Source organism: Acidovorax sp. FG48 (assembly GCF_057809085.1).
This window is the reverse complement of the sequence record NZ_JBMDJH010000045.1, coordinates 1-2,687: the sequence shown is the minus strand read 5'-3', so window position 1 is coordinate 2,687 and position 2,687 is coordinate 1. Positions and strand designations below refer to the sequence as shown.

Sequence of the window (2,687 nt, the reverse complement as noted above, 5' to 3'; positions counted from 1 at the left end):
CCAGCGCGCTGGCCTGCTGCTCTGTGCGCGCGCTCAGGTCGTTGTTGCCGGAGGCTATCTGCGCGCTGGCTGAGGCCACGCCTTCAGCGTTCTGGCGTACCGTGCTGACGGTGTTGACCAGGCTTTGCTGCATCCGCTGCAGGGCGCTGAGCAGGTGCCCGGTTTCATCCTTGGACTGCACGACGATCTGACCGCTCAGGTCGCCACCGGCCACGCGGTCGGCCGCCTCCACCGCCTGTGCCAGGGGGCGGGTGATGGAGCGGATGATGGTGATGGCCAGAAAGATTGCGATACCGATGGCAAGTGCGGCCGCAATGAGCACGTCCCGCTGCAATGCCAGCGCGGCAGACTCTGCGAGCGCGCCTGCTTCCACGGTTCGCTTGGATTGAAATTCAAACTGCTCATCGATCGCGGCCATGTAGGCCCGCTGCGCAGGGCGAAGTTGCTCCTCCAGCAGCTTCAGGGCTTCGTCCCGTTGGCCTTGCTGGAGCGTTGTCAGGTATTGGTCTCGCAGCTTCAGGAAGTCACCACGCCGCTGCTGCATGCGCGCCATGAGTTCCTTGCCCTTGTCAGAGACAACCAATGTGTTCAGCGTTTTGTATTGCGCATCCACGTCCGCCGACGCAGCCGCTATCTGGCTGGTCGCCGACTTCACGATCGCCTCCGAAGTGAAGATCGCCAGGTTGCGGAGTTGAATCGCCTGCTCGTTCACCCCGTCGTTGAGGGCGCCCAGCGCTTTGATGATGGGTATTCGGACATCGACCACGTCCTTGAGCTCTGCGCGCTGGTGGGCCGACCGCACCAGGGCCACAACCCCCAAAGCGACCAACAGAAGCACCATGACGGCAAATGCCACAGCCAGCCGGGTTGAAATCTTGAGCTGATTCATCCTTCTTCTCCTCTGTGTGTTGATCTTGTGTAGTGGGTTGTCACATTACCTGTGCGCCGCGGATCTCACCAGTCCTATTTCGTCACTGCTCAGCAGGGCCTCGATGTCCATCACGATCAGCATGCGTTCGCCCAGGCTGGCAATGCCAGTGACAAAGGCGGGGTCCACATGGCCCTGCCGCTCGAACTGGGGCGTGGGCTTGATGAGGTCGGGGGTGAGCGAGACCACATCGGCCACCGCGTCCACTACAGCCCCCACCACGGTAGAGCCGATGTCCAGAATGATGACGACGGTGAAGTCGGTGTAGCTGGCTTCAGGGCACTGCAGCTTCACTCGCAGGTCCAGGATGGGGACGATGCGGCCGCGCAGGTCGATCACTCCCTTGATGAAGTCGGGCGAATGCGCCAGGCGCGTGGGCCGTTCGTACGAGCGGATTTCCTGCACCCGCAGGATGTCGATGCCATATTCCTCCGCGCCTAGGCGAAAGGTCAGGAATTCACGCACGGCGGCCGCCGCGCTGGACGCCGGCCCCGGCGTTGCAGAGTGGGCGTTGGCAGGGACGGCAGAGTCGACAAAAGCGGTCATGGCACGGGGCTTTCAGGCTGTGGGGGGCTGCAAGGGGCGCCAGAACGCGGAATGCGCAAAAGCTATTCAAAGCATAGCAGTCGCAGGTTTCATTTTGTGACATCTTTTGACAATCCCCCACGCCAATGCAAGGGGACTGAGGCCGCTAACGACGGGGCAATTGGAGAGCTCGCTCCATTTCGCGCCCCGCCCTGGTGCGCAAAAAACTGCTACCGTCGCACCACCCGTGTGCCTTGCCTGGCACGCGCCGTTTTGGAACGACGAATCGATGCCCCTCTTCTCCGACCGCAAATCTGCCGCCCCCGACCACATGCCACCGCCGAGCTTGCCGCTGCTTGCCCTGGAGCTGCGCGCTCCGTGGGAGTTTGGCGCTGTGCTGCCCGCCTGGCCTGTGCTGCAGCGCGCCCCCCTGGGGGACGGACACACGGTCATCGTGTTCCCGGGCCTCACGGCGGGTGACACCACCACCCTGCCCCTGCGCCGCTACCTCGAATCGCGCAACTACAACACGCTGGGCTGGGGCCAGGGCCTGAACCTGGGGCCCCGCGAGGGCGTGCTGGAGAACGCCAAGGCCCAGTTGCAGCAAGCGGCGGATGCCAGCGGCAACAAGGTCAGCCTGGTGGGCTGGAGCCTGGGCGGCATCTACGCCCGTGAACTGGCCAAGGAAATGCCCGACCTGGTGCGCTGCGTGGTGACCCTGGGCACGCCGTTTGCCGGCCCCCACACCTCTACCAACGCATGGCGCATCTACCAGTTCGCCAGCGGCCGCAGCATCGAGCGCGAAACCGAGAACTACAACCTGCCCGAAGCGCCCCCGGTGCCCACCACCAGCATCTACTCGCGCACCGACGGCGTGGTGGCCTGGCGCGGCAGCATCCAGGCGCCCGCCGACCACAACCCCCACACCGAGAACATCGAAGTGGTGGCCAGCCACTTTGGCATCGGCCTGAACCCCAGCGCCTGGTGGGCCGTGGCCGACCGGCTGGGCCAGCCGCACGGGCCGGGCGTGGTGTGGCAACCCTTCCAGCGCCCGCAGCTGCCAGGGCTGCATCTGGTGTATCCCAACCCGCACCGCTGAAAGCAGTACGGAAAAGTCCCCTGCCGTACCCGAAGGGACGGCGGATTCCCAAGTGCTACGCAAAAAAAGCACGCAGAAGGTGTCCCCTCTGCGTGCTTCTTTACTTCTGTTTTGATAGCTGTCAGCGCATGTTCC

At 64.1% G+C, this 2,687-nt stretch carries 3 protein-coding genes; 1 reads left to right on the top strand and 2 read right to left on the bottom strand.

Annotated elements, in window-relative coordinates:
* Positions 1 to 889, bottom strand: an 889-nt coding sequence (locus tag ACODSU_RS25210) for an MCP four helix bundle domain-containing protein (protein ID WP_488845689.1), incomplete at its 3' end; no start/stop codon positions are given.
* Positions 890 to 934: 45 nt separating this feature from the next.
* Positions 935 to 1,474, bottom strand: coding sequence for a chemotaxis protein CheW (locus tag ACODSU_RS25205; RefSeq protein ID WP_488845687.1), 540 nt, complete (start codon positions 1,472 to 1,474; stop codon positions 935 to 937).
* Positions 1,475 to 1,742: 268 nt separating this feature from the next.
* Here ACODSU_RS25205 and ACODSU_RS25200 point away from each other — a divergent pair, with 268 nt between their 5' ends.
* Positions 1,743 to 2,552, top strand: coding sequence for an esterase/lipase family protein (locus ACODSU_RS25200; RefSeq protein WP_015013644.1), 810 nt, complete (start codon positions 1,743 to 1,745; stop codon positions 2,550 to 2,552).
* Positions 2,553 to 2,687 lie beyond the last annotated feature (135 nt).